The following is a 22,218-nucleotide window of genomic DNA, read 5'->3' on the forward strand; positions in this document are numbered from 1 at the left end:
GTGCGGGCTGACCCGATGGGTCCCGTCGGGCCGCGGGGTACTGGGGGAGGCGCCGGGCGCCACGGTCACGGCAGGACGACGACCTGCGCGGCATAGACCAGACCGGCGCCGAAGCCGATCTGCAGCGCCAGCCCACCGTGCGGTGCCTGGCCCTCGGTCAGCATGCGGTCGGTCGCCAGCGGGATCGAGGCGGAGGAGGTGTTGCCCTGGTGCCGGATGTCGTCCGCGACGGGGACGTGCTCCGGCAGCTTGAGCTGCTTGACCAGCGCGTCGACGATGCGGATGTTGGCCTGATGGGGGATGAAGGCGTCCAGGTCGCCGGCCGTGATCCCGGCCGCGTCCAGGGCCTCCCGGCAGACGGGAGCCATCGCGTAGACCGCCCACCGGAACACGCTCTGGCCCGCCATCGTGAGGTAGGACCACGGCATCGCGTCGCGGGGGCTCTGCTCCTCGAGGCTGCCGACGTGCGCGTGGTCGCGCAGGTCCACCCAGGAGTACTTGTTGCGGATGACGTCCCAGTCCTCGCCCTTGGAGCCCCACACGGTGGGTCCGATGCCCGGGAAGTCCGACGGCCCCACGACGGCGGCGCCGGCGCCGTCGCCGAAGATGAAGGCCGTGCCGCGGTCGTGCTTGTCGGTGAAGTCCGAGAGCTTCTCCACCCCGATGACGAGGACGAACTCGGCAGTGCCGCCGCGGACCATGTCGTTGGCCAGGCCGATGCCGTGGCAGTAGCCCGCGCAGGCCGCCGACAGGTCGAAGGCCGCCGCGGGCGTCGCGCCGATGCGGTGGGCCACGGCCGCGGCGGCGCTCGGCGTCTGGAAGGGGTGCGTCACGTTGGCGACGATGACGGCACCGAGCTGGTCGGCGCCGACGCCGGCCTTGGTGAGCGCGTCCTCGGCTGCGGCGCAGCTCATGTCGATCACGGACTCGTCCTCGCGGGCCCAGCGACGCTCCTCGATCCCCGACCGGCTGCGGATCCACTCGTCGGACGAGTCGATCCACTGGCAGACCTCGTCGTTGGTGACGACACGCTCGGGGCGATAGCCCCCGACGCCCCAGATGCGGGCGTGGGCGGCGCCGGAGCGCTCGGTGATGGTGGGCCTGGTCATGCGCTCGCTCCTTGGGTCGCCGCCTCGCCGTGCTCGCGGATCATCCGGTGCGCGGCCTCGAGGTCGTCGGGCGACTTCAGCGCCAGCAGCTCCACGCCGGGCATGGACCGCTTGGCCAGACCCACGAGGGTGCCGGCCGGGGGGATCTCGATGAGCCCGGTCACGCCCTGCTCGACCATCGTCTGCATGCACAGGTCCCAACGGACCGGGCTCGCGACCTGGCTGACCAGCCGCTGCAGCACCTCGCGACCGTCCCGCACGATCTGGCCGTCCTTGTTGGAGACGATCGGCACCCTGGCGTCATGGCTGGTCACGCCACGGGCGAGGACCTCGAGGCGAGCCTGCGCAGGAGCCATGTGCTCGGTGTGGAAGGCCCCGGCGACGGGCAGGGGGATGACCCGGGCCTTGGCCGGCGGGTCCGCCTTGAGGGCCTCGAGCTGCTCCAGGGTGCCCGCCGCGACGGTCTGCCCACCGCCGTTGACGTTGGCCGGCGTCAGCCCGTGACGCTCGAGGGTGGTCCGCACCTCGTCCGCCTCGCCCCCCAGGACCGCGGTCATGCCGGTGGGGGAGACGGCAGCGGCCTTCGCCATACCGGCTCCGCGCTCGCGCACGAAGACCAGGGCCTGCTCGGCGGTCAGGACGCCGGCGGCGCAGGCCGCGGTGATCTCACCGACCGAGTGGCCGCTGCCCAGTCCGATGGCCGGGTAGCTGGCCGAGGGGTGCTCGAAGAGCGCCAGGAGGCTCAGCAGGCCGGCGCCGACGATGAGCGGCTGCGCGACGTCGGTCTCGGTGATGGTGGGCTTGTCCGACTCGGTGCCGTGGGTGACCAGGTCGGTGCCGGCGACCGCGGAGAACCACTCCAACCGGTTGCGGAATCCGGAGAGCTCCAGCCAGGGGGCGAGGAAACCGGGGGACTGGGAGCCCTGTCCAGGGCACACGATCGCTAGCACCCGACCACTCTCCCCCGAAGCGGCCACCGGCGCCGTGCCGGAACGGCACGAGAATCGGTCTGGTTCCTTGGAGGATTCCTACAAAGCAGGGTCGTATGCCGGAACCTCCCGCGGGAGGGGCCTGCGCTCGCTCATCGCCAGGACTGCGGCGCCGCAGCGCCCAGCCGACCGAGCGCCAGCGCCAGCCGGACCGTGAAGGCGTCCCGGGACGAGGTGAGGTCCTGGCCCGTCACCTGCGCGATCCGCCCGAGGCGGTAACGGACCGTGTTGGGGTGGACGAACAGCACCCGGGCGGTCGCCTCGAGGCTCGCCTCGTCGAGGTACGCCGCTGCCGTCTCGAGCAGGCCGCCCCCGCTGTCGACGAGGGGGCGGTGGATGCGCTCGAGCAGCGCCCGGCGGGCGTGGTCGTCCCCCGCGAGCACGCGTTCGGGGAGCAGGTCCGAGGCGGCGACGGGGCGCGGCGCGTCCGGCCAGGCCCGGGCCGCGGCCAGGCCGGACAGGGCGGCCCTCGCCGAACGTCCGGAGGCGAACAGGTGCGGGACGGTGGGCCCGAGCACCACCGGCCCGTCGCCGAAGTAGGCCAGGAGCCGGCCGGCCGCGTCGGCGACGTCGCCGGTGCCACCCAGGATGACCACGAGGTGGCGCCCCTGGACCGCGCTCAGCGCCTCGACGTGCAGACGTCCGGCCGCTCGCCGCACCGCGTCGATCACCGCCGCGGTGTCCTCGTGCGGGCTCAGCCCCGCCACGACCGTCACGTGCCGGATCGACCCCCACCCGAGCGCGGTGGCGCGCGAGCGCAGCGAGTTGTCGGCCTCACCACGGATGACGGCGTCCACCACCAGGGACTCCAGCCGGGCGTCCCAGGCACCCCGCGACTCGGCGGCCTCGGCATACACCTGGGCGGCGGCGAAGGCCACCTCCCGGCTGTAGCGCAGCACCGCCTCGCGCAGGGCGGGCTCGTCGCCGGCGACAGCCAGTCCCTCGACCTCCTCCTCGACCACCCCCACGACCGACCGGACCAGGTCCAGGGTCTGGGCGAGCGAGACCGACCGCGTCAGCTCGCGCGGTGCCGTGCCGAAGACATCCGCGGTGACCATCGGGGGCGCCGTGGGGTCGCGCAGCCAGCCCAGGAAGCTGCCGATGCCGGCCTGGGCGACCAGCCCGACCCAGCTGCGGTCCTCCGCGCTGAGCGAGCGGTACCACTCGTGCTGCGCCTCGATGCGGGTCGTGGCGGCGGTCGCCAGGCGTCCGGCGCTGTCCTGGACCCGCTGCAGGGTGGCGGGTGAGGGGGCCGGGCGGGGGGAGGGCACGACGGCAGCCTAGTTGTATGACGCCGACAAGCCGTCACGCGGACGGCGGGCGTTCACCCGGTGGCCGGGCGACGGTCGCCTGCCAGGGCTAGCGTGCACGCCCATGAAGCGAACCACCACCCTCGCGGCCGTCGTCCTCGCGGCGGCCCTGCTGCCCGTCAGCGCCTCGATGTCCTCCGCCAGCCCGGCCGGGTCCGGTGCCGCGCGCCCGTCGGCCGATGACGACTCGCGCTCGGCGGACCATCGCGGCAAGGACCACGGCGGCAAGGACCGCCGCTACACCGACGCCAAGGGCATGCCGTCGCCGCTCGTGGTCGCGCACCGCGGCGCGTCCGGCTACCGGCCCGAGCACACGATCGCCGCCTATGAGCTGGCGGTCGCGATGGGCGCCGACTACATCGAGCCCGACCTGGTGATGACCAAGGACGGTCAGCTGGTCGACCGGCACGAGCCCGAGATCTCCGGCACCACCGACGTCGCCGCGCACCCCGAGTTCGCGTCCCGCAAGACCACCAAGAAGCTCGACGGCGTCGACGTCACCGGTTGGTTCACCGAGGACTTCACGCTGGCCGAGCTGCGCACCCTGCGCGCCAAGGAGCGTCTGGCCACCGTGCGTCAGCGCAACACGATCTACGACGGGATGTACCAGATCCCGACCTACGAGGAGGTGCTCCAGCTGCGCGAGCGCCTGTCGCGCCAGTACAACCGCACCATCGGCATCATCCCCGAGATCAAGCACTCCACGTACTTCCACGCCAAGGGCCTCAACCCCGAGCCGGTGGTCGTGCAGCTCACCGAGAGGTACGGCCTCAACAAGCGCAACGCGCCCATGTGGATCCAGTCCTTCGAGATCACCAACCTCAAGGACCTGCGCTTCCGCCACGGCTACAAGGCGAATTCGACCTTTCTCGCATGGACCGGGACCGGCCCGCTGGACGGCCCCTACGACCTGGTGTCGCGCGGCGACAAGCGGCTCTACCAGGACTGGATGACGCCGAAGGGCCTCAAGGAGATCTCCCGCTTCGCCAACGGCATCGGGCCGGAGAAGTTCTTCGTCATCCCCAAGAAGGCCGACGGCACCCTCGGCCAGCCCACGTCCTTGGTCGGCGACGCCCACCGGCTCGGGCTTAAGGTCATCCCCTGGACCTTCCGCAACGAGAACCAGTTCATGGCCAAGGACTTCCAGAACGGCACCAACCCGGCCGACTACGGCAAGGCGGTCCAGGAGCAGGTGACCTATCTGCGCACCGGGCTCGACGGGCTGTTCACGGACAACCCCGACACCGGCGTCGTCGCGCGCGACGTCCTCTGGGGTCGTCTCTAGCCGCCACCTCCGACAGCCCGCGGCCGGCGCCGAGTGGCCGGCCGCGCCGAGGGGTCGCAGAGTCACGCGACACGCCGTGAGACGCGGATCTGCGCCCCCTCGGCGGGACACCGCAGCAGACGTGAGGGCCTGGTCCACGTGGACCAGGCCCTCACGATCTCGGGGCGGGGAGGGGGCGGGGGGCGCCCGTCAGGCGTCGCCGCCCGCGTTGCCGCTGGTGCCCGCCGTGACGTCCGTCAGGCGGTACTTGTCCATCGCCTCCTGGGCGACCGAGCGCTCCACCACACCCTGCTTCGCGAGCGCCGCGAGGGTCTGCACGACGATGGACGGGCCGTCGATGTGCAGGTGGCGACGAGCCGCGGCCCGCGTGTCGGAGAAGCCGAAGCCGTCGGCACCCAGCGTGAAGTAGTCGCCCGGCACCCACGCGCGGATCTGATCCTGCACCGCGCGCATGTAGTCGGACACCGCCACGACCGGGCCCGGACGACCCTTGAGCGCCGTCGTGACATAGGCCTCGGGAGCGTCCTGCGAGGGGTTGAGGAAGGCCTGCTTGTCGACCGCCAAGCCGTCCCGGCGCAGCTCGTTCCACGAGGTCACCGACCACACGTCGGCGGCCACGCCCCAGTCCTTGGCGAGCAGCTCCTGCGCCTCGAGGGCCCACGGGACCCCGACGCCCGACGCGAGCAGCTGGGCCCGCTTGTCGCCCGCGTCACCGGCGTCCTCGGCCTCCTTGAGGAGGTACATGCCCTTGAGCAGGCCCTCGACGTCCAGACCCTCGGGCTCGGCCGGCATGACGATCGGCTCGTTGTAGACCGTCAGGTAGTAGATGACGTCCTCGGCGTTCTCGCCGTACATCCGGCGCAGACCGTCCTGCATGATGTGCGCGATCTCGTAGGAGTAGGCCGGGTCGTAGTGCACGACCGCCTCGTTGGTCGAGGCCAGCAGCGGGGAGTGCCCGTCCATGTGCTGCGTGCCCTCGCCGGTGAGCGTCGTCTTGCCGGCCGTGGCGCCGATCAGGAAGCCGCGGGTGAGCTGGTCCGCGGCGGCCCAGATGGAGTCACCGGTGCGCTGGAAGCCGAACATCGAGTAGAAGACGTACATCGGCACCATGGGCTCGCCGTGCGTCGCGTATGACGTGCCCGCCGCCGTGAACGCCGCCAGCGACCCGGCCTCGTTGATGCCGAGGTGCAGGATCTGACCGTTCTTGGCCTCGCGGTAGGCCAGCATCAGCTCGTGGTCGACGGGGGTGTAGTTCTGCCCGTGCGGGTTGTAGATCTTGATCGTCGGGAAGAACGAGTCCATGCCGAAGGTGCGGGCCTCGTCGGGGATGATCGGCACGACGCGTTGGCCGAACTCCTTGTCGCGCATGAGGTCCTTGAGCAGCCGGACCCACGCCATGGTCGTGGCGATGGTCTGCTTGCCCGAGCCCTTCTTGACCGTCGCGTAGGCCTTGTCCTCCGGCAGCTTGAGGGCCTTGCCGGGGTCGCGTCGCGACGGCAGACCGCCACCCAGCTCCTTGCGCCGCGTCCTCATGTAGGCGATGCGGTCGTCGTCCATGCCGGGGTGGTAGTACGGCGGCTGGTAGGGGTCGTCCTCGAGCACCTTGTCGGCGACGGGGATCTCGAGCCGGTCGCGCAGGTCCTTGAGGTCGTCGAGAGCGAACTTCTTCATCTGGTGCGTCGCGTTGCGGCCTGCGAAGTGCTGCCCGAGGAAGTAGCCCTTGATCGTGTGGGCGAGGATGACGGTCGGCACGCCGGTGGTCTCGGTCGCGGCCTTGTAGGCGGCGTAGACCTTCGTGTAGTCGTGGCCGCCACGGGTGAGACGCCATACCTCGTCGTCCGACCAGCCCTCGACCATCTTGGCCGTGCGCGGGTCGCGACCGAAGAAGTGCTCCCGGACGTAGGCGCCGTCGTTGGCCTTGAAGGTCTGGAAGTCGCCGTCCGAGGTGGTGTTCATGAGGTTGACCAGGGCGCCGTCGCGGTCGGCCGCGAGCAGCGGGTCCCAGCCGCGGCCCCAGACCACCTTGATGACATTCCACCCGGCCCCGCGGAAGAAGCTCTCGAGCTCCTGCATGATCTTGCCGTTGCCGCGGACGGGGCCGTCGAGGCGCTGCAGGTTGCAGTTGACGACGAAGGTGAGGTTGTCGAGCTCCTCGTTGGCCGCCCACTGCAGCGCACCGCGGGACTCCACCTCGTCCATCTCGCCGTCGCCGAGGAAGGCCCACACGTGCTGCTGCGAGGTGTCCTTGATGCCGCGGTTGTGCAGGTAGCGGTTGAACTGCGCCTGGTAGATCGCGTTCATCGGACCGATGCCCATGGACACCGTCGGGAACTCCCAGAAGTCGGGCATCTGGCGGGGGTGCGGGTAGGACGGGATCCCCCGGACCGTGCCGTCCACGACGTGCGAGTGCTCCTGGCGGAAGCCGTCGAGCTGGGCCTCGTCGAGGCGCCCCTCGAGATAGGCGCGGGCGTACATGCCGGGGGAGGCGTGGCCCTGGAAGAAGATCTGGTCACCGCCGCCGGGGTGGTCCTTGCCGCGCCAGAAGTGGTTCATCCCGACCTCGTAGAGCGTCGCGGCGGATGCGTAGGTCGAGATGTGGCCGCCCACGCCGATGCCGGGGCGCTGGGCACGGTGCACCATCATCGCGGCATTCCACCGCAGCAGGCGGCGGTAGCCGCGCTCCGTGGTCTCGTCGCCCGGGTACCAGGGCTCACGCTCGGGCGGGATGGTGTTGACGTAGTCCGTGGACGTCAGCGAGGGGACGCCGACCTGGCGCTGGCGGGCCCGCTCCAGGAGCTTGAGCATGACGTAGCGGGCACGCTGCCGACCGCCCTCGTCGATGATCCCGTCGAGCGACTCGATCCACTCCTGCGTCTCCTCCGCGTCGATGTCGGGGAGCTGGTTCGGCAGTCCGTTGATGATCGGACCGACACCATCGCGTGCCACCACGCCTGTGTCCTTTCCTAGAGGAACCTCCCGGCGCACCTCGGATCTGGGCGCCGGGCGGGACGATCGCCCCCATCCTCCACCCAAGATGGGGTGCAGGTCACACCGTGGGCCGTTTGCCGGAAGGGCGAGCCCATTTGGCGGGGATCGGGCCGTGCAAAATCAGGCCGCCGTCGTCTCGTCGATCCGGTCGGGACGGCTGTATGCCGTGAACCGGGGCGGCCGGACGAAGGCCGCGAGGGTGACCCCCACGTCCCTGGCGAGGTCGACCGCCAGGGACGAGGGCGCCGACACGGCCGAGAGCACGGGGACCCCCGCCATGGCGGCCTTCTGCGTCAGCTCGAAGCTCGCCCGCCCGCTGACCTGCAGCACGTGACCGGTCAGGGGGAGCAGACCCTCGCGCGCCGCGGCCCCCAGGACCTTGTCGACCGCGTTGTGCCGCCCTACGTCCTCGCGGACGAGCAGCGCCTCGCCCCCGGGGGTGAACAGGCCCGCGGCGTGGACGCCGCCCGTCCTGTCGAAGGCCCCCTGGTGCTCGCGCAGCCTGTCCGGCATACGGACCAGGTCCGTCGCCCGGACGCGGACCGGGTCCGCGGCCACGTCGTGGGGGAGGCGGGTGCGGATGGCGTCGATCCCGGCCTTGCCGCAGACCCCGCAGGAGCTGGTGGTGTAGGTGCTCCGCGTCGCGCTGGTCAGCGCCTCGGCGGACCCGGCCCCGTCGCGCAGCGTCACGTCGACGACGTTGTAGGTCGGGGAGCCGTCCTCGCCCTCGTCCAGGCAGTGCATGAGCCCCAGGACGTCGTCGGCCGCCGCGATGACCCCCTCGGTGACCAGGAAGCCGATCGTCAGGTCGAAGTCGTCCCCGGGCGTACGCATCGTGACCGCGACGACCTCGCCGTGGACCCGGATCTCGAGCGGCTCCTCGACGGCGAGCGTGTCGGGGCGCGGTCGCACCGACACGCCCGGGCCGTCCGTCCCGGCCTGGCCGTCCTGCCCGCCCTCGTCCACCACGAAGCGGGTCGCCGGCACCCTCGTCGTCACGCGTCCCATGCCTGCCAGCGTACGCCGCAGCCGCCCCCGCCTGGCGAGCGTCCTTGCCATGCGGCCTCCGATTGGGTGGACTAGGCCTCACGACCTCATCGTGGGGCCGTGATCGGAGCGTCCCCCCGGACGCGCCGGATCCGGACGGAAGGACCAGGACGACAGTGACGACGACCGCGGAAGCGGCCGCTGCGGCAGCCCATCTGACCAAGCTGGGGCTCGTCGAGGGCGCGGTGGTGCAGGAGCTCGGCTTCGATGACGACGTCGACCTCGACCTGCGCGACCGCATCATGGACCACATCGGTGCTGACCTCGCCGACGAGGATCACGGCGACGTGGTCGACGCGGTGCTCTTCTGGCACCGCGACGGCGACGGGGACCTCGTCGACGCGATCGTGGACGGCCTGACCGACCTCGACGACCAGGGCTTCATCGTGCTGATGACCCCGCGGGCCGGCCGGGGCGGGCACGTCGACCCGGCCGAGATCGCCGAGGCTGCGACCACCGCTGGCCTGCACGTCTCCGGCGCGCTCACCGGCTCGGCGGACTGGACCGGCACCCGCCTGGTCCCGCCGCGCGCCAAGAAGAAGTAGCCCCGCCGCGCGCCGGGGCGGTCGACGTACGGCACCGTCCCGTCGCTGAGTTGCGCTCGGGGCACGGGTTGACAGACTGGGGCCATGAGCGACTCCCAGACCGCACCGTCGGTGGGCTCCGAGGCCCCCGACTTCACCCTCAAGAACCAGTTCGGCGAGGACGTGACCCTGTCCTCCTTCCGCGGCTCCAAGAACGTCGTGGTCGTCTTCTACCCCTTCGCCTTCTCCGGGATCTGCACCGGCGAGCTCTGCGAGATCCGCGACAACATCGCCGGCTTCCAGGGCGAGGACGTGCAGGTCCTCGCCGTCTCGTGCGACCCGATGTTCACGCTGCGGGCGTGGGCCGAGGACCAGGGCTACGACTTCCCGCTGCTGTCCGACTTCTGGCCGCACGGCAAGGTCGCCCAGGACTACGGCGTCTTCCTCGAGGGCGGTGGCCTGGCCAAGCGCGGCACCTTCCTCGTGGACCAGGACGGCAAGGTCGCCTGGACGCTGGTCAACGAGCCGGGCGAGGCGCGCGACTTCAGCGGCTACCACGAGGCGCTGGAGGCCCTCCGCACCCGCTGACCTACCGGGGGTAGGGGCATCGACCGGCCTTCGTCCCCCAGGTCGATGATCCCGCCGGGGGCAGGGGCATCAGCCGGGCTTCGTCCCCCAGGTCGATGATCCCGCCCCCGGTAGGCCGCGAGCCGTGGCGCGTCCGCACTCCTCGGCCCTGGCACAATGGGCGACCGCGACGGCCGACGGGTCGTCGCGACGGGGCCTGTAGCTCAGCTGGTAGAGCACTGCGTTTACACCGCAGCCGTCGTCGGTTCGAACCCGGCCGGGCCCACATGGACAGCGCCGCGACCGACGGCCACCGCACCCCCTCGCTCGCCGAGGTCCTCGAGGTGCTGCGTGGCCTCTACCCAGAGGACACCGCCCAGTCGTGGGACCAGGTGGGGCTGGTGACCGGCGACCCCGACCAGCCCGTCAGGTCGGTCCTCCTGGCCGTGGATCCCACGCTCGACGTCGTCGACGAGGCCCGCGACCTGGGTGCCGACCTACTGGTCACGCACCACCCCCTGCTGCTGCGGGGCGTGCACAGCGTGGCCACCACGACGGCCAAGGGCGCCGCGATCACCCGGCTCGTCGTCGCGGACGTCGCGCTCTACTGCGCCCACACCAGCGCGGACGTCGCCGACGCCGGCGTCTCGCCGGCCCTGGCCGACGCGCTCGGCCTGCTCGACGTGGAGCCGCTGGCCGTCGAGGAGGGCCAGCGGCTCGGACGCGTCGGACGGTTGGCCCGGCCGACGACGCTGAGGTCGCTGACCGAGCACTTGGCGCACGCGCTGCCGCCGACCCCCGTCGGCATCCGGGTCTCGGGCCCGGCCGACGCCCAGGTGGCTCGCGTGGCGGTGCTTGGCGGTGCCGGCGACAGCCTGTTCGACGAGGTCCGCGCGAGCGGGGCCGACGTCTACGTCACCTCGGACCTCAGGCACCACCCGGCCCTGGAGATGCGCGAGGAGGCCCGGGGCGGTGCGCCATACCTCGTGGACGCCGGCCACTTCGCGACGGAGTGGCTGTGGCTCGACGTGGCGCGAGAGGCGCTGCTCCAGGGTCTGTCGGCGCGCGGGGCTACGGTGGAGGCCACGGTGTCGACACGCACGACCGACCCGTGGACCTTCCTCGTCCCCACCGACGGCGGCTGCGACAGCGCCGATCACACCCGCACCCAGGGCGCCGGCCCTGCCCGACCCAAGGAGGACGCCGGTGAAGGCTGAACCCGCACGCCAGTGGCGCCTGCTCGACCTCGCCGAGCTCGACACCCGCCTGGACCAGATCGCCCACCGCCTCCGTTCCTCCGACGAGCAGCGAGCGGTCGACGCCGCCACCCAGCGGCGGCAGGCCCTGGACACCGAGCTCGTGCTCGCCCGCACCGCGGTGAGCGACGTCCAGCGCGAGATCACGCGGGCGGAGGACGAGGTCCAGATGGTCCGCGACCGGATGACCCGCAACCAGGGCCGTCTCGACTCCGGGCAGGGCACGGCCAAGGACCTGCAGGCGCTCCAGCACGAGCTCGAGTCGCTGCGCCGCCGCCAGGGCACCCTGGAGGACCTCGAGCTCGAGGTCATGGAGCGGGCCGAGGAGCACCAGGCCACGCTGGACCGGCTGGAGGCCCGGGCGGCCACGCTCCAGCAGGAGCTCGACGAGGCGACGGCTGCCCGCGACGAGCTGGTCCGCACCCTCGAGGCCGAGCGGGAGCAGGTGACCGGCCGTCGCGAGGGCGTCGCGGCCGGTGTCGGGGATGACCTGCTGGGTCTCTACACCAAGGTGCGGGACCAGGTCGGGGGCGTCGGGGCGGCGGCGCTGCGCCAGCGTCGCTGCGAGGGCTGCCACATGGAGCTCAACAACGTCGACCTCGGCCGCATCCGGGCAGCCGCCGAGGACGAGGTCCTCCGCTGCGAGGAGTGCCGCCGGATCCTCGTGCGCACGGCCGAGTCGGGTCTGTGACGCGGCTCGTCGTCGAGGCCGACGGGGGATCCCGGGGCAACCCGGGGGTCGCGGGCTACGGCGCGTTGGTGCGTGACGGCGCCACCGGCCGGGTGCTCGCCGAGCGCGCGGCGCCGCTGGGCAAGCAGAGCAACAACGTCGCGGAGTACTCCGGCCTCATCGCCGGACTCGAGGCGGCGGCGCGCATCGACCTGGCCGCCGACGTCGAGGTCCGCATGGACTCCAAGCTCGTCGTCGAGCAGATGTCCGGCCGGTGGAAGGTCAAGCACGAGGACATGCGCCGACTGGCCCTCGAGGCGCGCGAGCTGTGCCGCGCGCGGTCGGCTGCCGGCGGGTCGGTGCGCTTCACCTGGATCCCGCGGGCCGACAACACGGCGGCCGACAAGCTGTCCAACGACGGCATGGACGGCCTCACGATCGACAGGTCGTATGCCGAGGGCCCCGGCGCGTCGACCAACGACGGGACCCGGCCGGACGCCGTGATCGACCGCGCCCCCGGGCAGGCACCCGTCATCGAGGAGGAGTCGGCGGACCGTGAGGAGGGCGCCGAGGGGGAGCCCCTGACCGGCCGTGAGGTCACCGACCCGGTGCCTGGCGCGGCCCCCGATCTCGGGGTGCCCACCCGCGTCCTGCTGGTGCGCCACGGCCTCACCGACTTCACCGTGCGTGGGTGGCTCGACGGGCGCGGGGGAGAGGACCCAGGGCTCAACCAGGACGGCGTCGCCCAGGCGCAGGCCTGCGCGGACGCCGTGCGGCGGCTCGTCGGGCCGGATGCCCGTGTGCTCACCAGCGGGTTGTACCGCGCCCGCCAGACTGGTGCGGCGATCGCCGCGGCCCTCGGCGTCGAGGCCACCGAGGACGACCGGTTCGACGAGCAGGGCCTGGGGGACTGGGACGGGAAGTCCATGGGCCAGGTCGCCGCGCGGTGGCCGGACGAGCTGGCGGCCCTGCGGACCGACCCCGCCTACGCACGCCCCGGGGGAGAGAGCCATGACGAGCTGCGCGAGCGCGTCCTCGCCGGGTGGCGGGAGGTCGTGGCCGCCGGAGGGGCCACCGTGCTGGTCGGGCACCGCAAACCCTTCCTCGTGGTGCTGGCCGAGGTGCTCGGGATCCCGCACGACCGCTTCTGGCGGCTGGCGCTCGCGCCCGGCTCGCTGACCGGCGTCGAGGTGTGGGCCGACGGCAACGCCTCCGTGTCGTTCGTCAACCGGACCTCCCACCTCTGACCCTCTGCCAGGCGTCGACCCGGGCCCATTCGTCACCAATGACGTCTTCGCGGGAGACCATGAACGATCCACTCCCGCCAGAGGTGACCACTCGACGAGCGAGGGGCCCCGCCAGAGGTGACCACTCGACGGGGGAACGGAGGCAGAGGTCGGGCGGTGTGCCTAGCGCGGGGACGTGTCGAGGACGAAGGGGCGTCCGACCCGGGCTGGCGGCTCCAGCGTCACGTCGAAGGTCGCCGAGAGCGCGTCGGCCAGCGCCCGCGGGGTGCGAGGCGTCGTGCCCAGCTCGCAGATCGCCCGCGTGACGAGCCCACGTGTGTGCTTGGCCATGTGGGTGGCGCCGGGCACCCGCACCTGCACCCAGCGCCGTGCGAGCTCCCCCGCGGGAGGCCAGGCTGCGGCATACGTGCTGGACCGGCAGTCCACGACCAGGCCGCTCCCGGCGGCACCGGCGAGCAGCGGCTCGACCCGCGGCCGCCACCACGTCGCCAACGGCCCCAGCGCGCCGAGCCGCACGCCCATCGACAGCCGGTACGGCGCCACACGGTCGGAGAGGCGCAGCGCGCCGTGCAGCGCGGACTGGACCACGACGAACCTCCGGGCCCGGCGCAGCCCCGCGGCGTCCAGGGACGCGAGGTCGAGCGCGTCGTACAGCACGCCGGCGTAGAGCTCGGACACCGGCACGGCGGGGGCGGTGTCCAGGTGCAGGTTCCGGGCGATCTCGTCGGCGAGCCCCCTCGACACGCCGAGCGTCGCGGGGGCGTCCTCGCGGGCGGACACCCGCTCGAGCTCCCGCGCCACCGCGAGCCGGGAGGGGGTCAGCTCCGGCCACGACAACGACTCGGGGCGCCAGGCCCGGCCCCGGGGGCGGGACGACTTCGACTCCGACGGGGGCAGCAGGATCAGCACCGGGACAGCCTAGGGCCCCCTAGAGTGACGCCCATGGCTGCGACCCGCACGATCCTGACCTCCGCCCCGGGGGGCGACGAGCTTCATCGCGCGTTCGACGCGATCCGCGCCGAGCTCGACGTGCCAGGCGAGTTCCCCGCCGAGGCGCTGGCCGAGGCGGAGCAGGCGGCTGCCCGCGCGGTGCGGGTCGGCGCCGACCTGACCGACCTGCCGTTCATCACCATCGACCCGGCGGGGGCCATGGACCTCGACCAGGCCATGCACCTGGAGCGGGACGGCGCCGGCGGCGTGCGGGTCCGCTACGCCATCGCCGACGTGCCGGCGTTCGTGAGCCCGGACGGCCCGATCGACGCGGAGGCGCGCCGCCGCGGCCAGACCATCTATGCCCCGGACCGGCGCACGCCGCTGCACCCGACGCGGCTCAGCGAGGACGCCGCGAGCCTGCTGCCCGGGGTGGAGCGTCCCGCGTTCGTGTGGGACCTGCGGGTCGACGCGGACGGCGCCGTGCGGCTGGAGTCCCTCGACCGCGCCATGGTGCGCTCCAGCGCGAGGCTCGACTACGAGCAGGTGCAGCGCGACCTCGACGCCGGCACCGCCGACCCGATGCTGGGGCTGCTCCGGCAGGTCGGCCTGGCGCGGCAGGCCCAGGAGCGCGCCCGCGGAGGGGCGAGCCTGCCGATGCCCGAGCAGGAGGTCGAGGGTGACGCCGAGCACGGCTACCGCCTCGTGCTGCGGCCGCTCGCCCCCGTCGAGGACTGGAACGCCCAGATCTCGCTCATGACCGGCATGGCGGCGGCCGAGGTGATGCTCGGCGCCGGCGTCGGGATCCTGCGCACCATGCCGCCGGCCGACGAGCGCGACGTCGCCCGGCTGCGGCGCCAGTGCGCCGCCCTCGGCGTCGCCTGGGGCCCGGACCAGCCGTATGGCGAGATGCTGCAGTCGCTGGACCGCACCGACCCGCGTCACCTCGCGGTGATCCACGCCGCCACGAGCCTGTTCCGGGGCGCGTCCTACACGCCGTTCGACGGCGCCGCGCCGGAGCAGACCCGCCACGCCGCCCTGGCCGCGAGCTATGCCCACGTCACGGCGCCCCTGCGGCGGCTCGTCGACCGGTTCGGCCTCGTGGTCTGCGAGGCTGCTGCGGCGGGCCGCGAGGTGCCGGGCTGGGCCCGGGCCGCTCTCCCGGCTCTGCCCGAGCTCATGCGCTCCTCAGACCGGCGGGCCAAGGCCGTCGAGCGCGCCTGCACCGACGCCGTGGAGGCGTCGGTGCTGGCGCCCCGCGTCGGAGAGACCTTCGCCGCCAGCGTCGTCGACCGGTCGGACAAGGGGCCCGCGCTCGTCCAGCTCGTCGACGTGCCCGTCCTGGCCCCCTGCTCCGGCGATGACCTCGAGCTGGGCAGCACCCTCGAGGTGAGACTGGTCGAGGCCTCGGTCGAGCGCCGCCGGGTGGCCTTCGAGGCGGTGGGCTCCCCGGCATACGGCCGCTAGACTGGCCCCGGGATGAGTCGGTCGGGCGATCGCGTCACCGTCATGGTGCCGAGGAACGTCCGGGCTTCGAAGGGCAAGGTGGTGGCTAACGGCCACCCGGGGCGACCCGCGGGACAGTGCCACAGAGAACAGACCGCCACCCGGCTCCGGCCGTGGTGGTAAGGGTGAAACGGTGGTGCAAGAGACCACCAGCGTCGTGGGTGACCACGGCGGCTAGGTAAACCCCACCTGAAGCAAGCTCAGACAGTGCGCGTCCGAGGGCTGCCCGCCCGAGCGCACGGGTGGAGCGCTCGAGGTGGTCGGCAACGGCCACCCTAGATGGATGATCGCCCATCCCCGGGAGACCGGGGTGGACAGAACCCGGCGTACAGACCGACTCATCCCGCCCACGGGCGAGTCACCGGATCACTACACTGCGTAGTCCAGGGTCTGCGGCGCCCCGCCGCCCCCCGAAAGCGAGGTATCGGTGGGACGTTGGTCGACCTCCCTCGGCCTGGGCTGCTTCTATCTCCTGCTGGCCGTCGTGGACCTGGTCCCCTCGCGGACCGGGTGGGGCCTCGACCCCGCTCGGACGGTGCGGTTCGCGACGTATGCCGCGGCCTACCTCGTGCTGATGGGCTCCATCGCCTGGGCCCTGCGCCGGCACCCGTCGCGCCGCAACGCGTTCACGTACGCCCTGCTCGTGGCCTTTGGTGTGTACACCGTCGGGGACTACGTCAGCGACCTCACGGTCGACCTCGTCTACGGCCACGACCGGCAGCTGGCCGACCCCGGGGACGCCCTCATGCTCGGTGCCTACACCATCGCCCTCACCGGCTATGTGCGGCTGGTGGCGAGGGCGCGCGAGCGGGTCAGCCTCGCCCGCACCCTGGACACGATGATCCTGACCGTGGCTCTCGGCACGCTCGCGTGGATCACCCTCGTGGTTCCCGGGCTGCGGTCCCCGCTGTTCCAGGGGCACCCGTCCTCGGCCATCGTCTGCGCGCTCTTCCCCGTCCTGGACCTCGTGCTCCTGGCGGTCGGGGCGATCCGCGTGATGTCACGGCTCCCCGTCAGCTGGGGCGCGATCATCGGGCTGGCCTGCCCGGCCCTGCTGCTGGTGGGCGACTGCCTCGACTTCGCCAACCTGATCCGTGACCGCCAGGCGCCGGACGCCGCGCACGTCGCGTGGCTGCTCGCCTACGGGGCCGTGGCCGTCGCCGTCAACGCCCCCGCCGGCGCCAACCTGGGGACCGGCGCCCGGGAGCTGGATGCGCGGCTGACCGCGCGCCACCACGTCCCCTGGCTGTTCGGCATGGGGATGCTGCCCGTCGGCGTCTACGGCTGGCAGCTGGTCCACGCGCCGAGCGGCGGCTCCGTGCCGGACGGGTCTGCGCTGTCGGTGTCGATGCTGCTGATGTTCGCGCTGGTCGTGGCCAGGGCCGCCGGCATGCTCCGCACCTCCGACCAGCAGTCCGAGGTCCTCGAGGTGCTGGCCCGCAACGACCACCTCACCGGGCTGCCCAACCGGCGCACCGGTGACGCCGAGCTGGGCCGGGCGCTTCTGCGGGTGGAGCAGACGGGGGAGCCCCTCAGCGTGACCATCATCGACCTGGACCGGTTCAAGGCCTTCAACGACAGCTTCGGGCACCACGCGGGCGACGAGCTGCTCGTCGGGTGCGCCCACCGCTGGAGCGACCTGCTCGGCCCGGCCGAGGTGCTGGCGCGCTACGGAGGAGAGGAGTTCGTCCTCGTGACCGTGGGGCTGCCCACCTCGGCGGTCCTGGACCTGCTGGACCGGCTCCGAGCAGCGACCCCCCGGCAGCAGACCTTCTCCGCCGGGGTTGCCCAGTGGCAGCGCGACGACTCCGCCGCAGACCTGGTGGCCCGCGCCGACGAGGCGCTCTACGCCGCCAAGGCCAACGGGCGTGCGCGCACCTACCTGTGGGAGACGCGCGATCGTGCCGTCGACGCCGCAGGTGGCGCGAGCGGCGCGCGGCACGGGTCGGGTGGCAGGTCGCGGTGAAGGAGCGCCAGCTGGTCTTTCGCCTGGCGGCGACCATCGCCGCGGGCGTCCTCGTGACCTACCTGTGGGTGCCGGTCGAGGAACGACTCGACCTGGCCCGGGTGGCGATCGCAGTCGTGCCCCTCACCTTCCTCGCCGGCATCCTCCTCTATCGCCCGCCCGGCCGTGCCATCTGGTGGTGCCTGCTGGTCGGGACGGGAGCCTGGGGCCTGCTCACCCTCCCGCTGCCGGCGATGCGCGCGGAGGTCCTCCCGGGGGTGCTGGTGAGCGACCTGCTGTCCATCGTCGGTTATGTCGTGGTCATCGCGGGGGTCGTGTCGGCGTCCGGTCGCGTCACCAGCGAGGCCGCGCGCAGCGTGGCGCTGGACGGCACGATCTTCGGTCTCGGGTGCGCAGCCGTCATCTGGTCCTTCGCTGCAGAGACGCAGGTCGCCACCTCGGCGAGCACCTTCAGCACCGTCACGTCACCGTTGCTCGACCTGCTCGTGATCATCGCCGCGTCCCGGATCGTGCTGACGTCCGGCGGGGCGCCCTCCCCGGTCCTGCTCGTGCTCGGGCTGAGCGCCAAGACGGTCGGCGACGTCCTGCAGGTGGTCGACCCCATCCGCGTCCAGGGTGGCTACTCGAGCGCCATGTTCTGGTATGTCCTCAGCGCGCTCGTCTCCGGCCTGGGGGCCCTCCATCCGTCCATGGCGCGGTTCGCCGTGCGGTCGCACAAGCCGTCCGCCGGGCTCGAGCGGATCCATCTCAGCGTCCTGGCCGTCGCCGCAGTGATGCCGCCGCTGATGCTCCTGCGCCAGCACGACCGGCCCCAGGGGCTGAGCGCCTGGCCCCTGCTGGTCATGACGGCTGTCGTCTTCGGCCTGGTCATGCTTCGGCTGGGCCGGATGATGCGCCTGGTGGACCAGCAGCGCGACCAGCTGCAGTCGCTGGCCCGGACCGATCACCTGACCTCCTTGCCCAACCGGCGCACGGGGGAGGCGGAGATGCACCGGATGGTGGCGGAGGCCATCGAGCAGGACGTCCCGCTGGTGGTGGCCCTGCTCGACCTCGACCACTTCAAGGCCTACAACGACCTGCACGGCCACCCGGCGGGCGACCGGCTCCTCGAGACGACCGCGTCGGCCTGGCGCCGGAGCCTCCCGCCGGACGTCTTCCTCAGCCGGCATGGCGGCGAGGAGTTCCTTATGCTCGCCAAGGGGCGGCACCCGGACAACGTCCGGCTTCTGCTGGAGGGGCTGCGGGGCGCCGCGCGGACCGGCCAGACCTTCTCGGGCGGCGTCGCCGTGTGGGACGGCATCGAGAGCGTCGCGGCGATGGTGGCCCGCGCCGACGTGGCCCTGTATGCCGCCAAGGCCGGGGGCCGTGACGCCGTGCGGTTCTCCCAGACGCGCCCCGTGGTGCTGGACAGGGCCGACGCCTAGGGTTGAGGCATGCGTCTGACACATCTCGGTCATGCCTGCCTGCTGGTGGAGATCGCCGACCAGCGCGTCCTCATCGACCCCGGCACCCTCGCCGCAGGGTGGGAGGACCTGCGCGACCTCGACGCCGTCGTGGTGACCCACCAGCATCCGGACCACCTGGACCCCGAGCGGGTGCCCGAGCTGGTGCGGGGCAACCCGGACGCCGCGTGGTACGTCGAGGCCCAGGCCCGCGAGCTGGTCGAGGTGCCCGGCTCGGTAGCCTTGGTGGGGGGCGACGAGGTGAGCGTGGGCGACGTCACGCTCCGCGGTGTGGGCGAGCAGCACGCGGTGATCAACGAGCACGTCCCGCGGATCGGCAACACCGGCGTGGTGCTGAGCGTCGACGGCGAGCCGACGGTCTTCCACCCCGGGGACGCCTACGACGCCGAGCCGGGAGAGGTGGACGTGCTGGCACTCCCGCTCAACGCCCCGTGGTGCGCCAGCAAGGAGACGATCGCCTTCGTCCGGCGGATCGGACCGAGGTATGCCGTCCCGGTGCACGACGCCCTGCTGTCACCTGCGGGGCGAGGCATCTACCTCGGGCATGCCAGAGACTTCAGCCTTGACCGGACCGAGGTCGTCGACCTCGCCGGCGGGGATGCCCGCACCTTCTCCTGAGCCGCGGCAAGGCATACCTACCGGGGGCCGGATCATCGACCTGGCGGACGAAGCCGGGCTGATGCCCTTACCCCCGGCGGGATCATCGACCTGGGGGACCAAGCCCGGCTGATGCCCCTACCCCCGGCGGGATCATCGACCTGGGGGACCAAGCCCGGCTGATGCCCCTACCGGGGGCGGGATCATCGACCTGGCGGACGAAGCCCGGCTGATGCCCCTACCCCCGGTAGGTCAGTGGCGGCGGGCGGCCTCGTCCGCCGCCAGCGCCGCAGCACCCACGATCCCCGCGCTGTTGAGCAGGGTCGCCGGGATGATCGGCGTGCGCAGGTCGAGCAGCGGCAGGAACTTCTTGGACTTCTTGGACACGCCGCCCCCGACCACGAACAGGTCGGGCCACAGGAGGTTCTCGAGGTGGGAGTAGTAGCGCTGGAGCCGCTCTGCCCACTCCTCCCAGGAGAGCTCCTTCGCCTCGCGCACGCCGTTGGACGCGCGGGTCTCGGCGTCGCGGCCGTCCAGCTCCAGGTGGCCGAGCTCCGCGTTGGGGATCAGGACGCCGTCGTGGATGAGGGCGATGCCGATCCCCGTGCCGAGGGTCGTGAGGATGACGAAGCCGTCCTTGCCGCGGGCCGCGCCGTAGCGCACCTCGGCCACGCCCGCCGCGTCGGCGTCGTTGACCACGTGGACGTCTCGCCCGAGCCGCTCGGTGAAGAGCTTGTCGGCGTCGCGGTCCAGCCACCGCTTGTCGATGTTGGCGGCCGAGCGCACCACACCGTGGGTGACGACGCCCGGCACCGTGATGCCCACCGGCGCGTCCGGCCCCACTTCGTCGAGCTCGTCGATGATCTGGGCGATCACGTCGGCGACGGCCTCGGGCGTGGACTCCTCGGGGGTGGGGATGCGCACCCGCTCGGCGGCAAACTCGCCGGTCTCGAGGTCGACGGGGGCACCCTTGATCCCGCTGCCCCCGACGTCGATGCCGAGGGGGAGACTCTTGCTGCGTGAGGTCATGTGGTCCAGCGTATGTCGACTCACGCCGCCGTCAGGATCTGCGCACCGTCGTCGGTGACGACGATGGTGTGCTCGAACTGTGCGGACCGGCTCAGGTCGGCGGTCACGACGGTCCAGCCGTCGTCCCACAGGTCCCAGTCGCTGCCGCCACCGAGCGTCAGCATCGGCTCGACGGTGAAGGTCATGCCGGGCTCGATGACGGTGTCGTAGGCCGGTGCCGAGTCGTAGTGCGGGATGATCAGTCCGCTGTGGAACTCGGTGCCGATCCCGTGCCCGGTGTAGTCCCGCACCACGCCGTAGCCGAACCGCCGGGCATAGGACTCGATGACGCGGCCGATGACGTTGACCTCGCGGCCCGGCCGAGCGGCCCGGATGCCGCGCATCATGGCCTCGTGCGTGCGCTCGACGAGCAGGCGGGACTCCTCGTCCACGTCCCCGACGAGATAGGTCGCGTCGGTGTCGCCGTGCACGCCGCCGAGGTAGACGGTGACGTCGAGGTTGACGATGTCGCCGTCCTCGAGGGGCCGGGAGTCGGGGATGCCGTGGCAGATGACCTCGTTGACGCTGGTGCACAGCGACTTGGGGAAGGCCTTGTAGCCGAGGGGCGAGGGATAGGCGCCGGCGTCGCAGATGAACTCGTGCACCACGCGGTCGATCTCGTCGGTCGTCACGCCGGGGGCGACCAGCGCCGCGCCGACTGCCATGGCCTGAGCGGCGATCCGTCCCGCGACGCGCATGCGCTCGATCGTCTCGGCGTCCTTGACCAGCCGGTCGCCGTCCTCGCGGATGTCCTGGCCCCGGTCGACGTAGTGCGGCCGCTCGATCTGGGAGGGGACGGCGCGCCGTGCGGAGACGCGGCCGGGGGCGACGGTGGGAGGGCTGATCGACATAGGCTGCAGTCTAGGGAGCCGCGCGCCCGGCTCCCCAATCACGACGGCACGACCGCCGGCTCACGGCACGACCGCAAGCTCGAGGAGGAGACCGACGATGGCCTACTGGTACAACGTGAGGACGAACCAGGTGGAGACCGATCAGGATCGTTCGCGCGACGATGACGTCATGGGGCCCTACGGCTCCGAGGCCGAGGCCCGTGCGGCGCTGTCGACCGCTCGCTCGCGCACGGAGGCGTGGGACGAGGAGGACGAGCGTCGGGCCCGCGAGGACGGCGACGAGCCGGATGCCCCGGGGCCGCTGGGTCTGTGAGTCGGCTCCGACACACCTGAGGACGGACCTGACGTATGCCGGAGCCGGTCACCCCCAGCAGGGGTGACCGGCTCCGGGCGTGCTTCTCGCTGGCGGGGAGGGTCTGTCAGAGGGCGTCCTGGTCGATGCGCTCGAGGGCGGCCTCCCACCGGGCCTTGAGGGCGTCGCGGTCGGCGTCGGCGTGCAGGTTGCTGTGGGTGACGTCCAGGCGGGTGCTGGACTCGCCGTCCTTGACGAGGTCCAGCTCGACCACGGAGGCAGGGGAGTCGGGTGTGTCGTCGGGGTGCCAGGAGAACCTGATCTGCTCGAGGGGGTGGAAGCTGCGGGCGACACCGTGCGAGCCGTCCGTGGCGCGCCAGGGCTCACCCTTGCTGCCGAGCTCGCCGCCCTCACCGAGGAGGGCCTCCGCGCCGTGCGGCTTCATGAGGACGTTCCACACGCTGTCGATGGGGTGGGACACCACGCGGCTCACGCTCACGGTGGTGTCCACGGCCTTGTCGACCGACTCGCTGCTCTGCTCTGTCATGGCGGA

The 22,218-nt window shown here is 72.3% G+C and carries 20 protein-coding genes, 1 tRNA gene and 1 other RNA gene; 13 read left to right on the top strand and 9 right to left on the bottom strand.

The window, feature by feature from the left end; translation table 11 throughout:
• Positions 1 to 65: 65 nt before the first annotated feature.
• The 3 genes from GGG17_RS12460 to GGG17_RS12470 form a co-directional block, all read right to left on the bottom strand.
• Positions 66 to 1,109, bottom strand: coding sequence for a beta-ketoacyl-ACP synthase III (locus GGG17_RS12460; RefSeq protein WP_154594039.1), 1,044 nt, complete (start codon positions 1,107 to 1,109; stop codon positions 66 to 68).
• Positions 1,106 to 2,059 carry an ACP S-malonyltransferase gene (locus GGG17_RS12465; protein WP_311966656.1) on the bottom strand — a complete coding sequence of 318 codons (954 nt, stop codon included), beginning with the start codon at positions 2,057 to 2,059 and terminating at the stop codon, positions 1,106 to 1,108. Before GGG17_RS12465 ends, GGG17_RS12460 begins: the two co-directional genes overlap by 4 nt.
• Before the next feature lie 131 nt (positions 2,060 to 2,190).
• Positions 2,191 to 3,369 (bottom strand): PucR family transcriptional regulator, encoded by a 1,179-nt coding sequence (locus GGG17_RS12470; protein ID WP_311966657.1) that lies wholly within the window; start codon positions 3,367 to 3,369, stop codon positions 2,191 to 2,193.
• Between the two features lie 103 nt (positions 3,370 to 3,472).
• On the opposite strand from GGG17_RS12470, the gene GGG17_RS12475 reads away from it, so the two are divergent.
• Positions 3,473 to 4,693 (top strand): glycerophosphodiester phosphodiesterase, encoded by a 1,221-nt coding sequence (locus tag GGG17_RS12475; RefSeq protein ID WP_230082952.1) that lies wholly within the window; start codon positions 3,473 to 3,475, stop codon positions 4,691 to 4,693.
• Positions 4,694 to 4,882: 189 nt separating this feature from the next.
• Here the strand turns inward: GGG17_RS12475 and aceE are convergent, their stop codons facing one another.
• Positions 4,883 to 7,639: a pyruvate dehydrogenase (acetyl-transferring), homodimeric type gene (gene aceE / locus GGG17_RS12480; protein ID WP_288798196.1), complete on the bottom strand. Its 2,757-nt coding sequence runs from the start codon at positions 7,637 to 7,639 to the stop codon at positions 4,883 to 4,885.
• A gap of 162 nt (positions 7,640 to 7,801) precedes the next feature.
• Positions 7,802 to 8,689, bottom strand: a complete 888-nt coding sequence (gene fdhD / locus GGG17_RS12485; RefSeq protein WP_154594041.1) for a formate dehydrogenase accessory sulfurtransferase FdhD — start codon at positions 8,687 to 8,689, stop codon at positions 7,802 to 7,804.
• A gap of 155 nt (positions 8,690 to 8,844) precedes the next feature.
• On the opposite strand from fdhD, the gene GGG17_RS12490 reads away from it, so the two are divergent.
• The 6 genes from GGG17_RS12490 (at position 8,845) to GGG17_RS12515 (ending at position 12,992) form a co-directional block, all read left to right on the top strand.
• Positions 8,845 to 9,273, top strand: a complete 429-nt coding sequence (locus GGG17_RS12490) for a DUF3052 family protein (RefSeq protein ID WP_311966658.1) — start codon at positions 8,845 to 8,847, stop codon at positions 9,271 to 9,273.
• Positions 9,274 to 9,357: 84 nt separating this feature from the next.
• The gene (locus GGG17_RS12495) at positions 9,358 to 9,840 is read left to right on the top strand and encodes a peroxiredoxin (RefSeq protein ID WP_154594042.1); all 483 of its coding nucleotides are present in this window, start codon (positions 9,358 to 9,360) and stop codon (positions 9,838 to 9,840) included.
• A gap of 192 nt (positions 9,841 to 10,032) precedes the next feature.
• Positions 10,033 to 10,105 (top strand) — tRNA-Val (locus tag GGG17_RS12500).
• Position 10,106: 1 nt separating this feature from the next.
• Entirely contained in the window at positions 10,107 to 11,036 is a 930-nt protein-coding gene (locus GGG17_RS12505; RefSeq protein ID WP_154594043.1) for a Nif3-like dinuclear metal center hexameric protein, read from the top strand.
• Positions 11,026 to 11,766, top strand: a complete 741-nt coding sequence (locus GGG17_RS12510; protein ID WP_311966659.1) for a zinc ribbon domain-containing protein — start codon at positions 11,026 to 11,028, stop codon at positions 11,764 to 11,766. The genes GGG17_RS12505 and GGG17_RS12510 overlap by 11 nt, the downstream gene beginning before the upstream one ends.
• Positions 11,763 to 12,992 (top strand): bifunctional RNase H/acid phosphatase, encoded by a 1,230-nt coding sequence (locus tag GGG17_RS12515; protein ID WP_311966660.1) that lies wholly within the window; start codon positions 11,763 to 11,765, stop codon positions 12,990 to 12,992. The genes GGG17_RS12510 and GGG17_RS12515 overlap by 4 nt, the downstream gene beginning before the upstream one ends.
• A 162-nt stretch (positions 12,993 to 13,154) precedes the next feature.
• Here GGG17_RS12515 and GGG17_RS12520 read toward each other — a convergent pair whose 3' ends face one another.
• Positions 13,155 to 13,901: a YaaA family protein gene (locus GGG17_RS12520; RefSeq protein ID WP_288798181.1), complete on the bottom strand. Its 747-nt coding sequence runs from the start codon at positions 13,899 to 13,901 to the stop codon at positions 13,155 to 13,157.
• A 33-nt stretch (positions 13,902 to 13,934) separates the two neighbouring features.
• On the opposite strand from GGG17_RS12520, the gene GGG17_RS12525 reads away from it, so the two are divergent.
• The 5 genes from GGG17_RS12525 (at position 13,935) to GGG17_RS12545 (ending at position 19,475) form a co-directional block, all read left to right on the top strand.
• The gene (locus GGG17_RS12525; protein ID WP_154594045.1) at positions 13,935 to 15,389 is read left to right on the top strand and encodes an RNB domain-containing ribonuclease; all 1,455 of its coding nucleotides are present in this window, start codon (positions 13,935 to 13,937) and stop codon (positions 15,387 to 15,389) included.
• A gap of 13 nt (positions 15,390 to 15,402) precedes the next feature.
• Positions 15,403 to 15,773: RNase P RNA component class A (gene rnpB / locus GGG17_RS12530), an RNA gene on the top strand.
• Positions 15,774 to 15,855: 82 nt separating this feature from the next.
• The gene (locus GGG17_RS17230; protein ID WP_154594046.1) at positions 15,856 to 17,394 is read left to right on the top strand and encodes a GGDEF domain-containing protein; all 1,539 of its coding nucleotides are present in this window, start codon (positions 15,856 to 15,858) and stop codon (positions 17,392 to 17,394) included.
• The gene (locus tag GGG17_RS17235; protein ID WP_154594047.1) at positions 17,391 to 18,818 is read left to right on the top strand and encodes a GGDEF domain-containing protein; all 1,428 of its coding nucleotides are present in this window, start codon (positions 17,391 to 17,393) and stop codon (positions 18,816 to 18,818) included. Before GGG17_RS17230 ends, GGG17_RS17235 begins: the two co-directional genes overlap by 4 nt.
• 9 nt (positions 18,819 to 18,827) lie before the next feature.
• Positions 18,828 to 19,475, top strand: coding sequence for an MBL fold metallo-hydrolase (locus GGG17_RS12545; protein WP_154594048.1), 648 nt, complete (start codon positions 18,828 to 18,830; stop codon positions 19,473 to 19,475).
• A gap of 231 nt (positions 19,476 to 19,706) precedes the next feature.
• Here the strand turns inward: GGG17_RS12545 and ppgK are convergent, their stop codons facing one another.
• On the bottom strand, positions 19,707 to 20,483 hold the full coding sequence (ppgK, locus tag GGG17_RS12550) for a polyphosphate--glucose phosphotransferase (RefSeq protein WP_154594049.1): 777 nt from the start codon (positions 20,481 to 20,483) through the stop codon (positions 19,707 to 19,709).
• A 20-nt stretch (positions 20,484 to 20,503) separates the two neighbouring features.
• Complete coding sequence (gene map, locus GGG17_RS12555; protein WP_154594050.1) at positions 20,504 to 21,373, bottom strand: type I methionyl aminopeptidase; 870 nt, start codon at positions 21,371 to 21,373, stop codon at positions 20,504 to 20,506.
• A 97-nt stretch (positions 21,374 to 21,470) separates the two neighbouring features.
• Between map and GGG17_RS12560 the strand changes: the two genes are divergently transcribed.
• A complete protein-coding gene (locus GGG17_RS12560; RefSeq protein ID WP_154594051.1) occupies positions 21,471 to 21,686 on the top strand; it encodes a methionine aminopeptidase in 216 nt (71 codons plus the stop codon).
• Between the two features lie 106 nt (positions 21,687 to 21,792).
• Here GGG17_RS12560 and GGG17_RS12565 read toward each other — a convergent pair whose 3' ends face one another.
• Positions 21,793 to 22,212, bottom strand: coding sequence for an SRPBCC family protein (locus GGG17_RS12565; RefSeq protein WP_154594052.1), 420 nt, complete (start codon positions 22,210 to 22,212; stop codon positions 21,793 to 21,795).
• Positions 22,213 to 22,218 lie beyond the last annotated feature (6 nt).

Origin of the sequence: Arsenicicoccus cauae (genome assembly GCF_009707125.1) — a bacterium.
GTDB lineage: Bacteria > Actinomycetota > Actinomycetes > Actinomycetales > Dermatophilaceae > Arsenicicoccus > Arsenicicoccus cauae.